General features: G+C 37.0%; 15 protein-coding genes. 9 read left to right on the top strand and 6 right to left on the bottom strand.

Going from position 1 to position 18,761, the window contains the following annotated elements:
* Positions 1-69: 69 nt before the first annotated feature.
* From R2800_02790 to R2800_02810, 5 genes are all read right to left on the bottom strand, one after another.
* Positions 70-1,770, bottom strand: coding sequence for a GEVED domain-containing protein (locus R2800_02790; protein ID MEZ5015951.1), 1,701 nt, complete (start codon positions 1,768-1,770; stop codon positions 70-72).
* A 185-nt stretch (positions 1,771-1,955) separates the two neighbouring features.
* Positions 1,956-4,142: a TonB-dependent receptor gene (locus R2800_02795; protein MEZ5015952.1), complete on the bottom strand. Its 2,187-nt coding sequence runs from the start codon at positions 4,140-4,142 to the stop codon at positions 1,956-1,958.
* Positions 4,132-5,508: an HTTM domain-containing protein gene (locus tag R2800_02800; GenBank protein MEZ5015953.1), complete on the bottom strand. Its 1,377-nt coding sequence runs from the start codon at positions 5,506-5,508 to the stop codon at positions 4,132-4,134. Before R2800_02800 ends, R2800_02795 begins: the two co-directional genes overlap by 11 nt.
* A gap of 2 nt (positions 5,509-5,510) precedes the next feature.
* Positions 5,511-6,674 (bottom strand): imelysin family protein, encoded by a 1,164-nt coding sequence (locus R2800_02805; GenBank protein MEZ5015954.1) that lies wholly within the window; start codon positions 6,672-6,674, stop codon positions 5,511-5,513.
* 37 nt (positions 6,675-6,711) lie between these two features.
* Entirely contained in the window at positions 6,712-7,887 is a 1,176-nt protein-coding gene (locus tag R2800_02810) for a DUF4856 domain-containing protein (GenBank protein MEZ5015955.1), read from the bottom strand.
* A gap of 234 nt (positions 7,888-8,121) precedes the next feature.
* Between R2800_02810 and R2800_02815 the strand changes: the two genes are divergently transcribed.
* The 5 genes from R2800_02815 to R2800_02835 all read left to right on the top strand — a co-directional run bounded on the left by R2800_02815 (position 8,122) and on the right by R2800_02835 (position 13,323).
* Positions 8,122-9,363 (top strand): pyridoxal-dependent decarboxylase, encoded by a 1,242-nt coding sequence (locus tag R2800_02815; GenBank protein MEZ5015956.1) that lies wholly within the window; start codon positions 8,122-8,124, stop codon positions 9,361-9,363.
* 122 nt (positions 9,364-9,485) lie between these two features.
* On the top strand, positions 9,486-10,955 hold the full coding sequence (locus tag R2800_02820) for a T9SS type A sorting domain-containing protein (protein ID MEZ5015957.1): 1,470 nt from the start codon (positions 9,486-9,488) through the stop codon (positions 10,953-10,955).
* A 9-nt stretch (positions 10,956-10,964) separates the two neighbouring features.
* Positions 10,965-11,990 (top strand): sensor histidine kinase, encoded by a 1,026-nt coding sequence (locus R2800_02825; GenBank protein ID MEZ5015958.1) that lies wholly within the window; start codon positions 10,965-10,967, stop codon positions 11,988-11,990.
* Positions 11,987-12,676 (top strand): response regulator, encoded by a 690-nt coding sequence (locus tag R2800_02830; protein ID MEZ5015959.1) that lies wholly within the window; start codon positions 11,987-11,989, stop codon positions 12,674-12,676. Before R2800_02825 ends, R2800_02830 begins: the two co-directional genes overlap by 4 nt.
* A gap of 47 nt (positions 12,677-12,723) precedes the next feature.
* Positions 12,724-13,323, top strand: coding sequence for an RNA methyltransferase (locus tag R2800_02835; GenBank protein ID MEZ5015960.1), 600 nt, complete (start codon positions 12,724-12,726; stop codon positions 13,321-13,323).
* Between the two features lie 60 nt (positions 13,324-13,383).
* On the opposite strand, the gene R2800_02840 is transcribed toward R2800_02835, so the two are convergent.
* Positions 13,384-14,253 (bottom strand): RNA polymerase sigma factor RpoD/SigA, encoded by an 870-nt coding sequence (locus R2800_02840; protein MEZ5015961.1) that lies wholly within the window; start codon positions 14,251-14,253, stop codon positions 13,384-13,386.
* 249 nt (positions 14,254-14,502) lie between these two features.
* On the opposite strand from R2800_02840, the gene R2800_02845 reads away from it, so the two are divergent.
* From R2800_02845 to R2800_02860, 4 genes are all read left to right on the top strand, one after another.
* Positions 14,503-14,883 (top strand): START-like domain-containing protein, encoded by a 381-nt coding sequence (locus R2800_02845; protein ID MEZ5015962.1) that lies wholly within the window; start codon positions 14,503-14,505, stop codon positions 14,881-14,883.
* A 122-nt stretch (positions 14,884-15,005) separates the two neighbouring features.
* Entirely contained in the window at positions 15,006-16,460 is a 1,455-nt protein-coding gene (locus R2800_02850) for an LptF/LptG family permease (protein MEZ5015963.1), read from the top strand.
* 2 nt (positions 16,461-16,462) lie between these two features.
* The gene (locus R2800_02855; protein ID MEZ5015964.1) at positions 16,463-17,113 is read left to right on the top strand and encodes a phosphatase PAP2 family protein; all 651 of its coding nucleotides are present in this window, start codon (positions 16,463-16,465) and stop codon (positions 17,111-17,113) included.
* Between the two features lie 23 nt (positions 17,114-17,136).
* Positions 17,137-18,750: a glycosyltransferase family 39 protein gene (locus R2800_02860; GenBank protein MEZ5015965.1), complete on the top strand. Its 1,614-nt coding sequence runs from the start codon at positions 17,137-17,139 to the stop codon at positions 18,748-18,750.
* Positions 18,751-18,761 lie beyond the last annotated feature (11 nt).

Raw genomic sequence — 18,761 nt, forward strand, 5'->3', positions numbered from 1 at the left:
GAGATTATCACTAATAAAAAAGGAGCAACATATGTGTTGCTCCTTTTAAAAACGTTTAGTTGTTATATATTATAACTTAGAGAACTGTATTGAAGAAATTTTAGTTCCATTTTTATTTGTTACTTGGAATGTATAAACACCAGAACTCAAACCATCAATTGATATTGTTTTATTATGGTTTGCTGTATTTGGCAATTGACCTTCATAAACAGTTTTTCCTACTGTATTGATTATTTTATAATTCAAATCTTTTGTAGCATTGTTTATAGTAACAGTTATTTCGTTACCTGAAGCAGGGTTAGGGTAAAGTTGAATACTGTTTTTAGTTGTTGTATTAGCGATATTCAATGGAGGTAATACATTAAGTATTGCAACAGAACTAGTGTCAGGGTCAGCAGCACAGTTGCCCTTACCTGATATGATACAACGATAAGTAAATCCATTCTGAGCTTCAGAAACACTAGCTACTTTAAGAGAGTCATTATCAACACCTGAATAGATAGCATTGTTGTTAATGAAAGAATACACGCCTTGATAACCTGCTTGCCATCTGTATGTAAGATTAAGCCCTTGTGCTTCTATTACAAATAGTGCATCACTGCCATGAATAACAGAAACATTTGGCGGATCTTTTACAACTTTTGGTAGAGGTTGAACTACTACTCTTATAGAGTCTGAAGTGTCTGCTTCGCAAGCACTTGATACGATACAACGTAGAATAGCACCATCCATAGAAGCAGGTATCTGGCTAATAGCTAAACTATCACTAGTAGCACCACTATATACACCACCATTTACTACATCAACAAAAGAGCCTGCACCTTTTTGTAGTACTTGCCATTTGTAGCCTGATATTGCACCTGATGCACTAACACCAAATTTTGTTTGGATCTTTTCACATGTAGTAAGGTCTCCTGTTTGCTTATTTACTTTAGCGTTAGCAATTACTGTTACTGTTGCAGGGTCACTAGTATCTTTAACACTAGCGCTGCAAGAACTACTCATGATACAACGAACGTTAGCACCATCGATAGATGCAGGAAGCCCATTAATACTTAACATGCTTGTTGTAGCACCACTGAATGTACTGTTGTTGGTAATATCTGTAAAACCAGAACCGTTGTCTATTTGCCATTGGTAGCCACCAGCACCTGAAGCCGTTACTGAGAATGAAGCATTTTTGTTTTGACAACCCATACTATTTTGAGGCTGAGCAGAAACTGTAATTGCATCACAAATATTTACTAGGTAGTCTTCTGTTTCTCCCCAAGTATAACCGCCACAAGCATCGTTAGCACCGTTACCCCAAGTAGATGATGGGTTGTATTGACAACGAACTCTCATTCTTACATTGCTAGCCGCTGTAGCAGTTGTAGGAACGGTGAAAGTCCCTGATATTGATGTAGAAGAGTTAGACGCGTTTCCTGCAACTTCTTCACTGCTAGAGTATACGCCATCGTTATTGAAGTCGATCCAGATAGCGATACCTTCTGTCCATACACCAGGGTGGGTTGTGGTCCAGCTAACTGTAGTACCTTTTACTAAACTTCTAACAGGTGTAGAATAAAACGTATACCCTGTTGACGAGTTTCCACAGTTTGGAGTAGGAGTAGTAGTTACACCTCCAAGTGTAAGTGATACTATCGCATCAGAATCCCAACAATATGAAGTAGGGGGAGGTGATGTTGTAGAGCATTGCGCTAAAATGTTATTAGAAAAAAATGATGTTACCGCCAATAACATCGCATATTGTAGAAGTCTACTTTTCATAAAAAATTACTCTTTATTAAATCTGTGTGTAAGGTTATTTATATCTAATTTAACGATATGAATTCAAATTATCACGAATTTGTCAAAAAAAATAATCGTGATAATTAATACTAGATTAAAAATAAGACCACACTGACTTAATAATGAGTTAGTTATATGAGTATTGCTTATATGAAAAGCCTGTTTTATAGCTTACAACCTACAGTTAAAAAGTAGCTCCTTCCATCTCCTGGTATAATGCCTGGTCCCGGGTATCCTGTAGCTCTTCTAGTGAAGTAATGGGCATCCGCTATGTTATTAACACTGCCTTCTAGTATTAGCCATTTCCAGCTCCAGGATATAGATACGTCCATTAGCTGATAAGTAGGCACAGCTCCATTAACACCACTACTACCACCGTCTTCAGCATTAGTAGCATCAGTATACTGTTTGCCCATGTGGCTAAACTGATAGGTTAGCTTAAGTTTTTTATACCCTAATTGTATGCCCGCTTTCCAGTTGATCAATGGCACGTATTCCAGTTCCTTACCAACAATATTTTTTTGAGGGCTCTCGGTATATTCTGATTGTGTAATAGCAAGGTTAGAATAAATGCTGGCACGCCATTTTTGCGGTACAGTTTTGAACGCGTTCAGTATGTTTACTTCAGCAAAGGTCTCTAAGCCATATATCTGAGCAGCTCCAATATTGCCTCTTCTACGAATAACCTGATTACCTTTTTTATACTGATATTCTCCTATACGATTAGCATAACGTAAAAAGAATGCACTCACGTCATATTGAACCAGGTTGTTGAAATTGCCTCTAATACCTAGATCAGAGCTCCATCCTTTTTCATCTTTGATATTTGGGTCTACTTCAAGCGAAGGGGTGGTGATACGTATATCAGTAAAAGTAACAGAGCGATAGTTTTGAGAGAAGTTGCCGTATAGCTCCATACTCTTGTTCAGCTTATAATTACTTCCTACGCCCAATAAGATAAAAGACCTTGGCAACTCTTTCTGTTCATCAATTTTTTGGTTCTGTATTACATTGCCAGCTTGGTCTACCACTCTGTTTACATAAAAACCATTGGCTTGCGTCTTAATGTATTCTGCACGAATACCAGGTGTAATGCTCCATTTTGACGTTAGTCTGAAAATGTTTTCTACAAATGCTGCAAGGTTTAGGTTAGGGAAAGAATAGTCGGCATTAACCTGAGATGATTCATCAGAAAAAGAAAAGTCAGCCCCTGAACCATTATTCACTTTGCCTAATAGGTTGCTATTATAACCTCTATAAGCTCTTATGCCGCCTAGTATTACCTGCATTTGTTTGCCTATGGTATATCTATTCAGTATTCTGGACTCTAACGTTAGGTTTTGAAATTCGCCTGTCAATAGTGTACGTTCACCTCCATTGTCTGTTCTCGATGGGTAGTTCTCTAAGTAGCCTACAGCTTTTCTTGAAGCTAATAGACCATAGGCACGAGTTTGGATCTGTGTGCGTGAGGATATTCTATATTCCCACTCTAGGTCTATCAAGTCCCAGTTTACGGCAAACCAATTTCTGGTACGGTTGCTCTGTCTTGGGTCTTCTTCAAACATTTTATCATTCAATCCTCCTGGTTGCTGTGCAATATAATTGAGGTGTGTATACTCCAGACCTATTTTGCTCTTCTCACTTACTTGGTAGTGTAGGTCTACATAGCCATTAAAAGATTCAAACTTGCTATTTGGTCTCCAGCCATCACCTCTTTTATAATGTGCATAGGCAAAGTATTTTAGTTTTCCTTTCGTGCCACTTATAGCATTGTAAGAGCTAAAGAAACCAAAAGAACCAGCGGTTTGTCTGCTTTCAAGCGTAAAGGCCTTTTTAGCACCGGGTTGTTTCATCTCAAAGTTTAGCAATCCTCCAAATTGAGTACCGTATTGCAAACCTGCTGCTCCTTTAAGTATTTCTATTTTTGATAAGGCTTCGGCTGGTGGGGTATAATAACTTTCAGGATAGCCTAATGCGTCTGCACTAATATCATAGCCATTTTGTCTTACATTGAAGTTAGCTGTTCTGTTAGGGTCCAATCCTCTGCCGCCAATACTCAATTGCAAGCCAGATCCATCATTTTCAAAAATGTTTAACCCTGCTACTTTTGCATATACCTGTCTTGTGTTGTTAGTTGCTTTATTAACGGTTAGCTTTTCAACATTAATAACTTCCGACTTTTTGCCTGCAGTTATCTTCATGCCATCTACTTGGTACATATGACCAAAGTTGTTATCCTTCTCGTCCGTTATTTCTACTTCCTGTAGTTTGGCACGCTTAGTACTGTCTTGTGCATATACACAAGTGGGTAGCATGAATATTATTACAGGTAGTATATATCTACAAACCATTTATCGTATCGTTAAAGGCCAGCAGCCAAGTTTTATGTTTAAATGAGTTTTTCTCTTTCCCTAAATCAATAGAAGTGTCAACAAATAGTTTACTTCTTCTACCATTAAGTGCTACATAACTTGTAGCATATACCTGCGGGTTGTTAACACCACGTTTTGTAAAAGTCTCTTTCAAGAAGCTAGCGTATTGTAAAATGAAGTCAGGCTGGGTAGCCATCATCTTTTCCTGATTTCTTGTAAGAAACTCATTGTTGTTAACAGCTATTTTTTCTCCAGTTTCACTATCCTTCACTACAAATTGTGCGTAGCCCATTTTTTCCATGAGCATTACCCGCCACGAAAAACGATATCCTTCCTCTGTCCAGAAAAGCTCGTTGGGGTAGAGTAGATACCTCCAAGGTAGCAACACTTGTAGCGTAAAGAATATAGCAAATACAGATAATGTTATTTTATGTCTGATAGGAGTAAAAGAAAATTTTGAAAAGGTGTATTGAGTTGATATGTTCTTCGATTTTAAATTCAGTTTATTAAGTATAGCATCTATGTCTTTACTCTCAAAAAATACCAGTGCCGAAAATATCATTACAAAAGGGAAAACACCAATAGGGAATAGTATTGCCGTCATCAAATGAAAAATGATAACAGTAGCATATGCAAAAGGTCTTGTTTTTCTATTGAGTAAGAAGAATGGTATGGTAAGATCATAGATAGCGCCAAACCAACTAAAGAAATAAGCCACCCATATCTTATTGAATAAAAAGCCAATAACAGGCATATCATTATTAGCAGGAAGCCATAATCTTAATGGCATAGCTTCTATTAGCCAGTCGCTATTTAGTTTTGCCAAACCTGCATATACATACACAATACCCATCATGAGCCGTATGCTACCCAATGTCCATCTTGGTATATACTGACGAGTAATTTGTGGTTTCCTTAAGGTGTCTAAGGCATAGTTGACATTAGCAGGCAACCACATCATTAAAAACAACACTAATGATACAAAGTAGTAATGGTTGAGGTAGTTGGTCTTATCCATTAGCTCTATATAGGTAAAGCTTAGAAACAAGAGTATTGATGCCAACCTATAAAAATATCCTAGAGCAAAGAAAAGTGCACTGATACCACAGATAGCAAAAATAATGTAGGTGTATCCCCCTAATGGCTTTACCCATTCAAAGCCATAATAAGAGAAAAAGTAGGTTGGGGTAATGTATAATTCTTCTATCCATCCCTTTAGCCAAAAACGCAATGTGCTGCCAAAGATCATTACGCCAAATAAAAAGCGAAAAGCAGCAAGAGCAGCTGTGTGTACAGGCTGCTCTAAATAGGCTTTTGATAATATGTGCTTTTTAAATTGAAACATCTTTAGTCACCATCATTATCTACATAAGTGATAGAAATACTAAATGCGGAAACCATGTCTACTTTAAGTAGCGGAACAACATCTTGTAGTTGCTCGTAGATTTCCAATACTTCAGTACGGTTGTTTTGAACGCCGTTGAGGATAGTTGTATTTAAATTTTGTAATGCGGTTATAGCTTCATCTATTTCTTTAACAACAACATCGGCAATAAGGCTACCGTCATTATCTTTTGTGCCCAACGCTGCTAAGTAAGATTGCATACTAGCGCCGTTAGTGCCATTATATCCTTTGCCTGTATAGAAATCTTTAATGGCATTGAGTGCTGTTAGCGCTAGCTCTTTTGATAATTCTGGCATATAGTATGCTTCAACTATTTGTGGTGAAGCAAAGCCTGTCATAGCTCCTACAGGCAAACCAATTTTACCGGCACGCAAATTACGCTCGTAGTATTGTACATAGCCATTCACCATCACAGTAAGACTACTACTGACATCGATTCCCGTATTGTTGATGAAATCATCCTTATAGTTGCTCCATGTGTTACTAACGTTGGTTACTTTTTCCAGCATCTTATTGGCGATAGCTAATAAATATTGCTTTCTGTTGTTAGCCTGAGGGTCTGTAGTGTATTGGTCAACTATTAGTTGGTCAGTACTTGCTGCACCATTTATTAGATAATCTAATGCCGGGAAACCTTGTGCATCTTTATTACCAAAAGCTTCCAAGTCATAACTATTGGATGATATATTGTCATTCACCTTTGTGGTAGAAGCAGGGTAGATATTAATGAAATTTCTTAGGGTAGCATCAGCACCCGGACCAAACTCCAGCATATCTACTTTTTGCCAAGTGATATAGGCTGTTCTATAAGAGGTGCGTAACGCACCTAATGTAGTAGCGTTAGGTGTTGTAGTGAATGCGGCTACGCTAGTTTTTAGAGCATTTAGTTTTTGCGTCATATCTGCATACGCAGGTATGATATAGTTGTTGGCATAATGCTCCAACATGGGCTTCCTGTCTAGATCGTTAGATGAGTTTTTATTCTCCTCTTTTTTGGAGCAACTGGTTATTATCGTAGTTGCCAGTACGATCAATAACCCTGTTGATAACAACCTTTTTTTCATCTCCTTTAGTTTGTTTCTTATTAACACGTAAAGCGGTCTCATACATGAGCCGCTTTATCGATGTAATTATGTTTATATATTAGTGACTAACCACTGCATTTTTATCGATTCCAAAGGCTGTGGCAATTTGGTCTCTTACATTGTCAATATCTGCATTGGTTAATGACCAGAATCCATTTGCTTTGCCTCCTAGTATATTTAATAAATTATCAGACTTTGTTTTGTCGATCTTAGCGTTGTATGCGAAACGTAGTGAGTAGATAAATCCATACCCTTCAGATAAAGCGTGGAATTTACTTGCGTCATCACTAGCAGTTTTTGTTTGGTTTAGGTAACTGATAGCTACTGTAGCTACAGCCTTTTCCAGTGCAGTACGAATGTAGGTTATTTGCTCGTCGCGTGTTGTCAGGTCATTATTAACAATAGCCGCACGTCCTTTTAAGAAAGCTACATATACAGCCTCAGGGTCTCCACCAACAGATGTTCCTACTTGGCGTACATAACCACCCAAGAACGATTCAAGATATTTTGTAGCATCGTTAGGGTCTTTCATTGGGTAGGTAGGGTTGCTTGTCAAGTAACCGTATGCTTCATCCCAATGGTGTTGCATAGCGGTATAGTTCTTGCCATCAACTATTGTTTTATTATCCGCTGCTTGTTTTTCAGTACCTAGGTATACATTGCTGATCTGGTCAAGCATCATAGCACCGATAAGCCCTTTTTGTACAAACTGAGCATATTCAAATCCTTTTTCATCTACAAGTCGCTTGCCGCCTAGCAAACCTGCATTGCCTTGAGTAGCTGTTTGTCCGTTTAGCTTGCTAATTCTTTCCAATTCTTTGAAATAGTTGTAGAAATGTTGACGCTCTGCATCAGCATCTACAGCTGAGAATGATGCTGCTGATTTGCTAACGATAACTTTTGTTGTTGCAGTATTTAAGTCATTGCTAGTGAAAGGTGTGTTCTTGTTTTCGAACATATCTTTCATCTTTTGCTCATTTATTGCTGCAGTAGTACCTGTTTTTATATAAGTGTCTAACTCTTTTAGCATCTCAATACGAGTAGTCTGTCCGCTAAAGTCTACTGAAGTTTTCCCGTCAGTACCTTTAAAGGTCTCCAAGTAGTTGCTACTTGCGGTTAAGGTGTTATATGGTATTGTAAGGTTATTTGTTGGGGCAGGAGTAACAGAGTTATCCTTTGTGCATGAGGTAAATCCTATTGCTAATAATAAAGCCGAACCGATTATTTTATTCATTGTTTTTCTTTTTACGGATGCAAATGTAGGGGACGGTTTAAAGAGTGGTTTTAATAATCGGGAAAAATCTGTTGCGAAATCGGGAAACTATGTATATCGTTGATAATCAATGAATGTATTTTCTTTCGTATACATGTATAGCTGTTGTTATAAATAACATTGATATGATTCTCTGATAAAAATCATTGAAAAGACGAGTAATAAAAAATAGCTTTGCGCGCAAAATGTAGCGATATGGCAAAGTTTTGGAAAAAACTATCACACACACAGCAGGATGAAAGAGTGTCTAAAGCACTGGCTTTAAACATAGATTACAAGGATAAGGTTTCTTTGGGTGTTCCTGCCTCGCGTTTGGATGGTAATGTGTTTTATGAGCAAGCACCTTTTTTGAAGGATGCACCTCTGTTACGTACTTATGTTGCCAATCCAAACCATATAGGATGCCATACGCTGGGTGAGTCGGAGACTTTCTTTAAAGGTACACAAGATATTGAGCGTGAAGTGATTGAAATGCTTTGTGTAGATATGCTTAAGGCAGAAGAAGGCAGTTGTGATGGTTATGTAGCGGCTGGAGGAACGGAAGCTAATATTCAGGCAGCGTGGATATATCGTAACTATTTTAAAAGAGAGCATAATGCCACACATAATGAAATAGCATTGCTGGGCTCTGCTGATACCCATTACTCTATATCAAAAGCTGCAAACCTGCTAAATCTAGAATGGTATGAGGCTCCTGTGGGTTATGAGGACAGAATAATAGTTGAGGAGGGGCTAAATGAAGTGATACAGGAGGCTAAGAAGGATGGGGTAAAGTATTTTATCGTTATTTCTAATATGGCTACAACTATGTTTGGTAGTGTAGATGATCCGGAGCTATATATAAAATGCTTAGAAGCAAATGATGTAGCCTATAAGCTACACTTGGATGGTGCTTTTGGTGGTTTTATTTATCCTATTAGTACACCTGCTTCTACTATAAACTTTGCCAACCCTAAAGTGTCTTCTATAACATTAGATGCGCATAAGATGCTACAAGCGCCTTATGGTACAGGTGTTTTCCTAGCTAGAAAAGGCTTGATGGAATATGTGTTTACCGAAGAGGCGGCTTATGTAAATGGTATGGACATCACGTTGAGCGGTAGTCGTTCAGGTGCTAATGCCATAGCTATATGGATGATAATGGTAACTTACGGACCACATGGCTGGTTTGAGAAAATAAACAAGCTACTCTATAGAACAGACTGGTGTTGTAAGCAACTGGATGAACTGGGTGTAGGTTACTACAGGTATCCAAAGATGAACATCATTACCATAATGGGCAAATACATGAATAACGAGTTGGCTGAAAAGTATGGCTTGGTGCCTAACTCTCATGGTGCTAACCCTGAATGGTTCAAGATAGTAGTGATGGATCATGTTGAAGTGGAGCATTTAGAGATGTTTATCAATGAGCTTAAGGCGCATTTAGGCAAATAATACGTTGCATATATAAGGGTTTCATTGCAGGTAAGTTTGTTTGGTTGAATCAGTTTTATCTGTGACAGTCGGCAAGGTACATTTATTGACATTTAAGTTTTAACCTTAAAAGTCAATACGTTATGAAACAGATTTTATCAACGATCGTTTTGTTGATCTGTTGTGTTGCTGATATTGCGGCACAGCAAATAGATTTCCAGAAAACATATAGTTCTACAGGTCCTAGCAATCAAGGCTCAAGCATTATTGAGCAAGCTAATGGCGATTTTATTATTTGTGGTGTAAGGAGTGTGCCTACCAGCTCTTCTCAGTATATAGGTAGTATTTTTCTTTTCAGGATAAAAAGTAACGGTGATACTATCTGGACCAAAGAGATAGGCACTTTCAATGATAGAGAGTTAGGGTTTGGTATGACACAGCTACCCAATAATAATCTAGTTCTGGTAGGAAGCATCAATACACCGCCTAATGCAGCTACCACTGATGCACTTATTGTGTATACAGACATCAATGGCAATACTATTTGGCAAAAAAGGTATGGGGGCAATGCGTTAGATTATGCAACAGATGTAGCCTATGACGGTAGTAATATCATTGTTTGTGGTAGAACAGAAAGCTATGGAGCAGGAGATTCCGATGCTTGGTTGTTGAAATTGAATCTTAGTGGAGATACACTTTGGACCAAAACCTTTGGAGGTGCTGCTTTTGATGATGCTCAAACTATAATAGCGGTTAATAATGAATATGTAATAACAGGAGGTACTTACAGTTTTGCAGCAGGGCAGTATGATGATGCATGGGTCATTAAGCTAGACAGTTCGGGCAAGCAACTATGGAGAAAGACCTATGGGCTAGCAGATAGAGTAGATTGGGCATGGACGATAACGCCTGATATAAATAACGGTTCTGTGGTAGGTTACGTCTTTGTAGGAGTAAAGAATACTGAAGAGGCACAGCCGGGTAATGCCAGAGGTGATTTACATTTTGTAAAAATAGACCTGTCGGGAAATGTGGTATGGGATAAGACGATACAAGGCACACCTTGGAGAAGAGAAGGATACTCTGTAAAGCAATTAAGCGACAGGGGCTTTATAATATCGGGATATAAACTAGACCCAACAGCTCAAAGCCAACAAATGTATGTGCTAAAAACAGATAACGCAGGAGATGTAGTTTGGGATACTGCATATGGAAATATTGACTCTAGTTATCAAGCATTAGATATTGTGGCTACAAATGATGGTGGATGGGCTATAACAGGTGCCGTATTTAAGCCAGGGCAGCCTATACGGTACATCTTTGTTACTAAGTATAGTAATAACCCAACAGGTATAGCGTTTTCAAGTTTAAATAATTCAGATTGGGAAGTATACCCTAATCCAAGTACTGATGGTTTAGTACACGTACGATTTGCCAATGCTGAGGTACAGAAATTAAGATTGTTGAGTATAGATGGGAGTACAATTAAAGAATATGAAGCATCATATTTAAGTAAAAACAATGTTGACTTTAGTATTAAAGTCAAAGGTCTCTATATATTAGAAGTAGCAACAAACAAGGGGGTAGTGAGAAGAATGGTAAATGTGTTATAACTTCAGCTATTGTCAACATTGAAAATAAGATACAAGTCAATAAGGTGGTTGGTTCATATAGCAGTATGGGCTGCCTACCTTATTGTTTTTCTACTGCCTAGCATTGTTAAAGCAGACCTTACAGGTAAGCTTTATTACATCACACATATGGTAGTGTTGATGTCTGCCACTTACATTAATATTTACGTATTAATGAAGAAGTACTTTATTACTGAAAAGTACAAAGCGTATCTTCTTTCTGTTACGGCATTATGGGTAGTAAGTTTGATAGCTATATATATATCTGGCATAATTTTCGACCTGTCGATATTTAAAAAGTATTTCGTAAAAAAGACCATAGCAGCAATGATGGGGTTTTCCATGGAGTTCTTTCTGCTTTCTCTCTTTAAGGTAGCCAAAGAGTGGTATGTGAAAGTGCAAAAATCAAAAGAACTGCATTACGAGAAGATACAAGCAGAGTTAGGGTTGCTACGCACTCAATTAGACGCCCATTTTTTATTCAATACTTTAAATAATATATATCTGCTGGTACTCAATAAGTCGGACAAGGCTGCAGATGCTGTATTGAGATTGTCGGAGTTGTTGAGCTATAATATTTACGATGGGTATCAAAAGAAAGTAAAACTCTCTAAAGAGTTAGATTTTATAGAAAACTATATCAACCTGCAGCGACTAAGATTAGATGATACGCAACGTATTTTTTATAAAGTAAACGGGGAAGCTAATAGTGACATAGAACCTTTAATATTATTCAATTTTGTAGAAAATACATTTAAACACGCTTATGAAAATGTTTTGGTAGATGGAGTCGCCTATTATGTGTATATAGAAATAACATTAGAAGGGGAGTCGCTTACGCTTACAACGATCAATAGATATAAGCCTAATGTAACAGTGAAAAGTGACAAGACTGGCATTGGAAATAATAATACCATAAAACGCTTAGAGCTAACCTATGGAGATAATTATAGCCTTGATGTCAACACAGAGCAACAAATATATAATGTCGTTTTAAAGATCAACTCTTTAGCATGATAAACTGTATAGTAGTAGATGACGAACCATATGCAATTGAATTGCTTAGTAAGCATATAGCTGCTTATGAGCATATAAATTTGGTTAGTAAGTGCAGAAATATACGAGAGGCGGTTAGTGTGTTACAATCAAAGCAGATAGACTTGATGTTTCTTGATGTAAGAATGCCAGATGTGACTGGTATGGAGTTTTTAGAAAGTGTATCAAATCGCCCTAAAGTAATACTAACAACTGCTTATAGAGAGTATGCTATAGAAGCATATGAATATGGGGTTATTGATTATTTACTAAAGCCAATATCTTTTATAAGGTTTGCTAAAGCTATCAATCGATTTCAGGAAAATATTACTAATGCTAAGACGACAAACAACCTGTTGGCTCCTGTAGTCTTACGGTCGGGTAGCGATTATCATAAGCTCATTCCCGAACATATTGAATATATCAAAAGTGCAAAGGAATATGTCTCTATAGTTTGCAAAGAAACAAAACTACTTGTTCGTAGTTCTATGAGTAGTATATTACAGCAACTACCTGAAGCTGCGTTTATTCAAACGCATAAGTCTTATATCGTTCCTATAAATAAGATACAAAGCATTTCGTCTTCGGAGGTTTTACTAGTAAATGGTGAAAGGATACCTATTGGAAGATCTTATCTTGACGATGTAAGAAAGGTCTTCTCTAATTGAGTCTATTTTGGTTTTTATATATTGTAGCGGCAAATAGACGTTTCTGAATGAATCAAGTAAGAAAAGATAAACTAGATGCTGTGTTAAATAGACGACAGGCTGATTTAGCTGTAGTCATGGAAAACATAGAAGATCCCCACAATATATTTGCAATTATGCGTACTTGTGATGCTGTGGGGGTTCAAGATATCTACGTACTAAATACTGTTTTTGAGAAAAAGAGAAAGTATGGCACTAAAAGTTCTTCAAGTGCTTCTAAATGGGTGACCATGCATCATTTTACAGATATGAATGAATGTGTAAATGCTGTAAAGGAAAAGTATGGAAGGTTGTATGCAACAAGCCTAAAGCATGACTCTAAAGAGTTGCATGAAATGGATTTTACTCAACCTATAGCGTTGGCTTTCGGTAATGAGACGAACGGTATATCAGATGAGTTTGTTACCCATTGTGATGGTACTATAGTAATACCTCAGGTAGGTATGATAAAGTCGCTAAATGTTTCTGTGGCTTGTGCAGTTACTTTATATGAGGCCTATAGGCAGAAAAATAAATTAGGGCATTATGATGGAGAAAAGAAATTGCCTGATGAGCAGTATAGCATGTTGCAAGATAAATGGTATACCAATGCTAAGGAGCGAGGATAATTTATAAATAAAAAGCCTACTAAACAGTAGGCTTTTATTATGTTGTATTGTGGTGCTTTATTAAGTACCTAGATATGATTTTAATAATTGACAACGTGTTGTAGAACGAAGTTTTGTAATTGCTTTGTCTTTAATTTGACGTACACGCTCACGAGTTAGAGAGAACTTTTCTCCGATGTCTTCTAAGCTCATTGGATGCTCAACACCAATACCAAAGTAAAGTTTAATAACATCTCTTTGACGCTCTGTTAAAGTATTAAGAGAACGCTCTATTTCACAACGAAGAGAATCATGATGCTCAAGTTCTGTATCTGCTGAGTCAGAGTTAGGGTTTTCCAATACGTCAAGTAGCGTGTTGTCTTCGCTATCTACGAAAGGAGCATCCACAGATACGTGACGAGCAGCAACACCTAGTGTTGTTTCTACTTCTTCAGTACCTATTTCAAGAATATTGGCAAGCTCTTCAGTTGATGGCTCACGTTCAAACTCTTGCTCTAGTTGAGAGTATGCTTTGCTGATTTTGTTAGATAGACCAACTTTGTTAAGAGGTAGACGAACGATACGTGATTGTTCTGCAAGTGCTTGCAGGATAGATTGACGAATCCACCATACAGCATAAGAGATGAATTTGAAACCTCTTGTTTCGTCAAAGCGCTGAGCTGCTTTGATAAGACCTAAGTTACCTTCGTTGATAAGGTCACTTAATGATAAGCCTTGGTTTTGATATTGTTTTGCTACAGATACTACGAAACGTAAATTCGCTTTCGTTAGTTTCTCTAGCGCTATTTGATCTCCTTGTTTGATTCGGATGGCTAATTGCACTTCTTCTTCGGGAGTAATCAAATCTACTTTACCAATTTCTTGCAAATACTTTTCAAGAGATTGGCTCTCACGATTGGTAATGGATTTCGTGATTTTTAGCTGACGCATAGACATAGGCAAACCATTTTTTAAAGTATTGAGAATCGAAACTTCTAACTGTTGACCAAAGTCATTATTAATGACATTAGTATGGCAAATCTAAGGTTCTAGACAACACAACCCAAAAAAAATTAAGATTTTCTTAACTTGATATAGTAGAATATTTTATAGGTGTTTAAAATTAATCTGTAGGAAATACCATATAAAATTTTGAATGTTCATTCATTTTTCTATTATTGCAACAACTTAACTAACGAAATGCTTAAGAAAGAAATTTACTCACTAGAATTCCCAATAAGATGTTCGCCAAGTATATTGTACGAATTTCTGTCTACCCCAAATGGTTTGCAAGAGTGGTTTGCGGATAAGGTTGACCAACGTGATAATATTTTCCACTTTACTTGGAATGGTTCTACAGATACAGCAGAGCTGATCGAAAATTTTGAGAATGATTATGTGAGGTTTAGATGGGATCATTATAATGATGATGAGTTTTTTGAGTTTAGAATTGAACAAAGTCCGGTAACGAACGAAACCATACTCACAATCACTGATTTTGCCGATAAATACGAAATTGCTGATAATGAGAGCTTGTGGCAATCTCAAGTAAGTGACTTGAAACATCGTATAGGAAGCTAATTATTTTATAATGCCTGTTAAGTCAGGCATTATCTTTTTTATAAAAGAAAGGTTAATCTAGTTGTTAGCTATCCCAAATAGCATTCCTTTTCCTTAGGTTTGTACCAACTTATACTGTACGATTGATCAAGAAACTGGACATACTCATCATCCGTAGTTTTATCGGCCCTTTTATTGTAACGTTCTTCGTCACGTTATTTATATTCGTCATGCAGTTTTTCTGGCTGTATATGGACGAGCTTCTGGGCAAAGGACTTGGGCCTTGGCTTATTATCCAGTTACTGGTACTCATGTCTGCAACCTTAGTACCGTTTGCATTACCTCTCTGTATTTTATTGGCCTCTATAATGACCTTTGGTAATATGGGGGAGAATTTCGAGCTGGTAGCCATCAAGTCTGCAGGTATATCATTGGTGAGGTTTATTAGGCCTTTGTTCGTTTTTATACTCTTTATTAGTGGTATAGCTTTCATTTTCAATAACAATGTTATCCCTTTTGCTAACCTAAAGGCCTTGTCGTTGTTGTATGATCTCCGGCATTCTAAGCCAACATTTAATATTAAAGAAGGTCAGTTTAATAAGGATATTGATAGATATTCTATAAGAGTAGGAGAGAAGGATAATGACGGAAAGACCATAAGGAATATTATTATCTACGATCATACTTCTGGCAATGGTAATGATAAGGTTACGGTTGCAGAGGAAGGGGAAATGATACCTGCTGCTAACAAGCAGTTTATGATCTTTAGACTTAAAGATGGTTGGAGGTACGAAGAGTCAATTAATAGAAACTCTTCACAGAATAAAGAGCAGATAAGAATGTACTTTAAGAAATGGGACAAGGTTTTTGACTTGTCTTCATTTAAGATAAACCGTACGAACGAAGACCTATTCAAAAATGCCTATCAGATGATGAATGTGAGTCAGCTGAAGGAAGGTATTGATAGTTTTAAACGCTATGAGGCGGGTATACCCGAGAAACTTAAAATTTATTTAGGGCCCTATATTACTATGTTATTAAGGGGAGATGACAGGGATACTCTGATAAAGAGAGTTGCTCTATTAGATGCAAGTACACGTCAGTACGATTCTACATTTTTGGAGACAATACCTATGCAATACAGGCATAAAGTATTACAATTAGTAGCTTCAAACGTGAGGAATAGCCAAAGTATGGTGAGAGTGACCAATTCTGATAAAATATTGAAGGGAGGGAATTTTATGAACTTCCTAGTAGAGTGGCATAAAAAGTTCATACTGTCTTTTGCTTGTATTGTTCTGTTTTTGATAGGAGCTCCACTAGGTGCCATAATACGTAAAGGAGGCATAGGAATGCCATTGGTTATTGCTATAGTGTTCTTTGTGATTTATCATATACTTTCTGTTACAGGAGAAAAAATGGCCAAAACAGGATCTGTACCAACATGGATGGGTATGTGGATGGCCACAGCCGTGCTATTACCTATAGCTTTTTTGCTTATTTATCAAGCACGTAATGATGCTAATGTTTTGAGTAAGGATTGGTATCTTAAAGTGTTAAAAGCCTTTAAGTCTATAGTGCCAAGCAAAAAACAATAGTTTTGGGAGTATCCAAGCCATATAGCTCATATAACAGTTATTTCCTGATCCCATTTTTTATTTGGGTACTTGTAGGGGCTGTATTTCAGTTTTACTACACACAGGAAGAGTTATTTAAAGTGATCAACCTTAACCATTCTCCAGTACTTGATGTAGCGATGAGCAGTTTAACATTGCTAGGTGAAGGAGTAGTGACAACCATTATTTTACTATCACTTTTTGCATTTAAAAGATTTAGGAACTGGTGGTATTTTATAGCCGCTTTAGCTTGTAATATATTGCCAAGCATTCTTACACAGATAGTAAAAAGCTATGTGGGAGCTCCTAGGCCGTTAAAGTTTTTCGCCGAGGCTCAATGGATCCATATATTACCTCATTGGCAGCATGCTTTTGAGCGTAGCTTCCCTTCTGGTCACACAACGGCTGCCTTTTGTTTTTTTACATTTATTTCTTTTCTGCTACCGCAGAAGTATAAAGCTATTGGGGTAGTCTTTCTTCTTTTGGCATTATCTACAGCCTATTCCAGGGTTTATCTTGCGGTGCATTTTTTTGAAGACGTATATATTGGTAGCATTATTGGCGTGCTATTTACAACATTCATTATTAGTTTGATGAATAAGTATCAAGCAGTCTTCTTTAAGAAGAATAAGTAACTTCGCCCTATATTTATTGCCATATGTCTACTACTGTTAAGTATCTACTGATAATTGTCATAGGTTCACTTTTATTCTTTCCTTATTTAGGTCAGGTTCACCTTTTTGATTGGGATGAGATCAACTTTGCTGAATGCGCAAGGGAAATGATACTTACAGATAATTATCTGCAAGTGCAGATAAACTTCAGGCCTTTTTGGGAAAAACCACCTCTCTTTATATGGATGCAGGTGCTTTCTATGAAGGCTTTTGGTATTAATGACTATGCAGCGCGCTTTCCTAATGCTTTTATAGGTGTGCTAACATTAGTTTCATTGTTTTATGTGGGTAAGCGTATAGTAAATGAGAAAATGGCTATGTGGTGGGTGTTAATATATGCAGCATCATGGTTGCCTCATTTTTATTTTAAATCAGGTATAATTGATCCTCTTTTCAATTTATTGATATTCTTAGCCTTTTTTCAGACCTATTTAGTAAAGGTAGGGCAGAAAAGGTCACTCCATAATATACTTGCCGGCGTCTTTTTAGGTTTAGCAGTGCTCACAAAGGGCCCTGCGGCCATTCTTATAGCCATTTTGGCTTTTGGAGTGTATATCATCATAAACAGGGGGCTGAAAGGGTATAAGATACTAGATATAGCCATTATTGCTCTTGTTGCGCTATCGACTACTTCTTTATGGTTTGGTTTTGAGATTATAAATAATGGATGGTGGTTTGTTAATGAGTTTATTGTTTATCAAATAAGGTTGTTAAGAACACAAGATGCGGGACATGGCGGACCGTTCTTCTATCATTTCGTTATATTATTGCTTGGTTGTTTTCCTGCATCTGTTTTTTTATTTCAGTATTCAAGAAAGGGTGGTGTTACAACTGTAGCAACAAAGGATTTTACTAGATGGATGTGGATAATGTTCTGGGTTGTTCTTCTTTTATTCTCTATTGTTAAGACCAAGATCGTTCATTATTCTTCTCTTTGTTATTTCCCGCTTACTTATTTGGCTGCTCTAGCAGCATATAAGCTTGCTGTTGGGGAGACCAAGATAAAAGGTATAATACGAGTACTCTTGCTGTTTATAGGCTCTGTAGTCGCTATTGCTATTACAGCGCTACCGCTAATAGGTATCAATAAAGAAAAATTAATTCGGCTAATAGATGATCCATTTGCTGTTGCTAATTTGCAAGCAGATGTTAGTTGGAGCTATACTGAAGCAATGTGGGGTATATTATACCTTATTGGTATATGGGTGGCTGCATATTTATTGATAAAGAACTTCAAAAAGGGGCTTATAGCATTATGTGTAGTTCAGCTTATCATTATTCAAGTTACGGTGCTACATTTTACACCTAAAATAGAAGCGTTTTCTCAACGTGCTGCTATTGATTTTTATGAAGAATTTGTAGGTAAAGATGTTTATGTACATGTGTTAGGGTACAAAAGTTATGCTCATTACTTCTATACTAAAAAGCAAGTACCAACAAATGATAAGCATGATGATGAGAAGTGGTTATTGACAGGTGATATAGATAAGCCAGCCTATTTTATTTGTAAAATAACGGCAGCAGATAGTTACAGGTCCTATACACAACTCGAAGAAATAGGGGAGAAAAATGGATTTGTATTCTTTAAAAGGAAGTAATCTTTAGCATT

This window comes from Flavipsychrobacter sp. (assembly GCA_041392855.1).
GTDB lineage: Bacteria > Bacteroidota > Bacteroidia > Chitinophagales > Chitinophagaceae > UBA5543.

Excerpts from the sequence above, each read along its gene's own strand:
- R2800_02790 (MEZ5015951.1), bottom strand. The coding sequence starts at position 1,770 with ATGAAAAGTAGACTTCTACAATATGCGATGTTATTGGCGGTAACATCA.
- R2800_02795 (MEZ5015952.1), bottom strand. The coding sequence starts at position 4,142 with ATGGTTTGTAGATATATACTACCTGTAATAATATTCATGCTACCCACT.
- R2800_02800 (MEZ5015953.1), bottom strand. The coding sequence starts at position 5,508 with ATGTTTCAATTTAAAAAGCACATATTATCAAAAGCCTATTTAGAGCAG.
- R2800_02805 (MEZ5015954.1), bottom strand. The coding sequence starts at position 6,674 with ATGAGACCGCTTTACGTGTTAATAAGAAACAAACTAAAGGAGATGAAA.
- R2800_02810 (MEZ5015955.1), bottom strand. The coding sequence starts at position 7,887 with ATGAATAAAATAATCGGTTCGGCTTTATTATTAGCAATAGGATTTACC.
- R2800_02815 (MEZ5015956.1), top strand. The coding sequence starts at position 8,122 with ATGGCAAAGTTTTGGAAAAAACTATCACACACACAGCAGGATGAAAGA.
- R2800_02820 (MEZ5015957.1), top strand. The coding sequence starts at position 9,486 with ATGAAACAGATTTTATCAACGATCGTTTTGTTGATCTGTTGTGTTGCT.
- R2800_02830 (MEZ5015959.1), top strand. The coding sequence starts at position 11,987 with ATGATAAACTGTATAGTAGTAGATGACGAACCATATGCAATTGAATTG.
- R2800_02835 (MEZ5015960.1), top strand. The coding sequence starts at position 12,724 with ATGAATCAAGTAAGAAAAGATAAACTAGATGCTGTGTTAAATAGACGA.
- R2800_02840 (MEZ5015961.1), bottom strand. The coding sequence starts at position 14,253 with ATGCGTCAGCTAAAAATCACGAAATCCATTACCAATCGTGAGAGCCAA.
- R2800_02845 (MEZ5015962.1), top strand. The coding sequence starts at position 14,503 with ATGCTTAAGAAAGAAATTTACTCACTAGAATTCCCAATAAGATGTTCG.
- R2800_02860 (MEZ5015965.1), top strand. The coding sequence starts at position 17,137 with ATGTCTACTACTGTTAAGTATCTACTGATAATTGTCATAGGTTCACTT.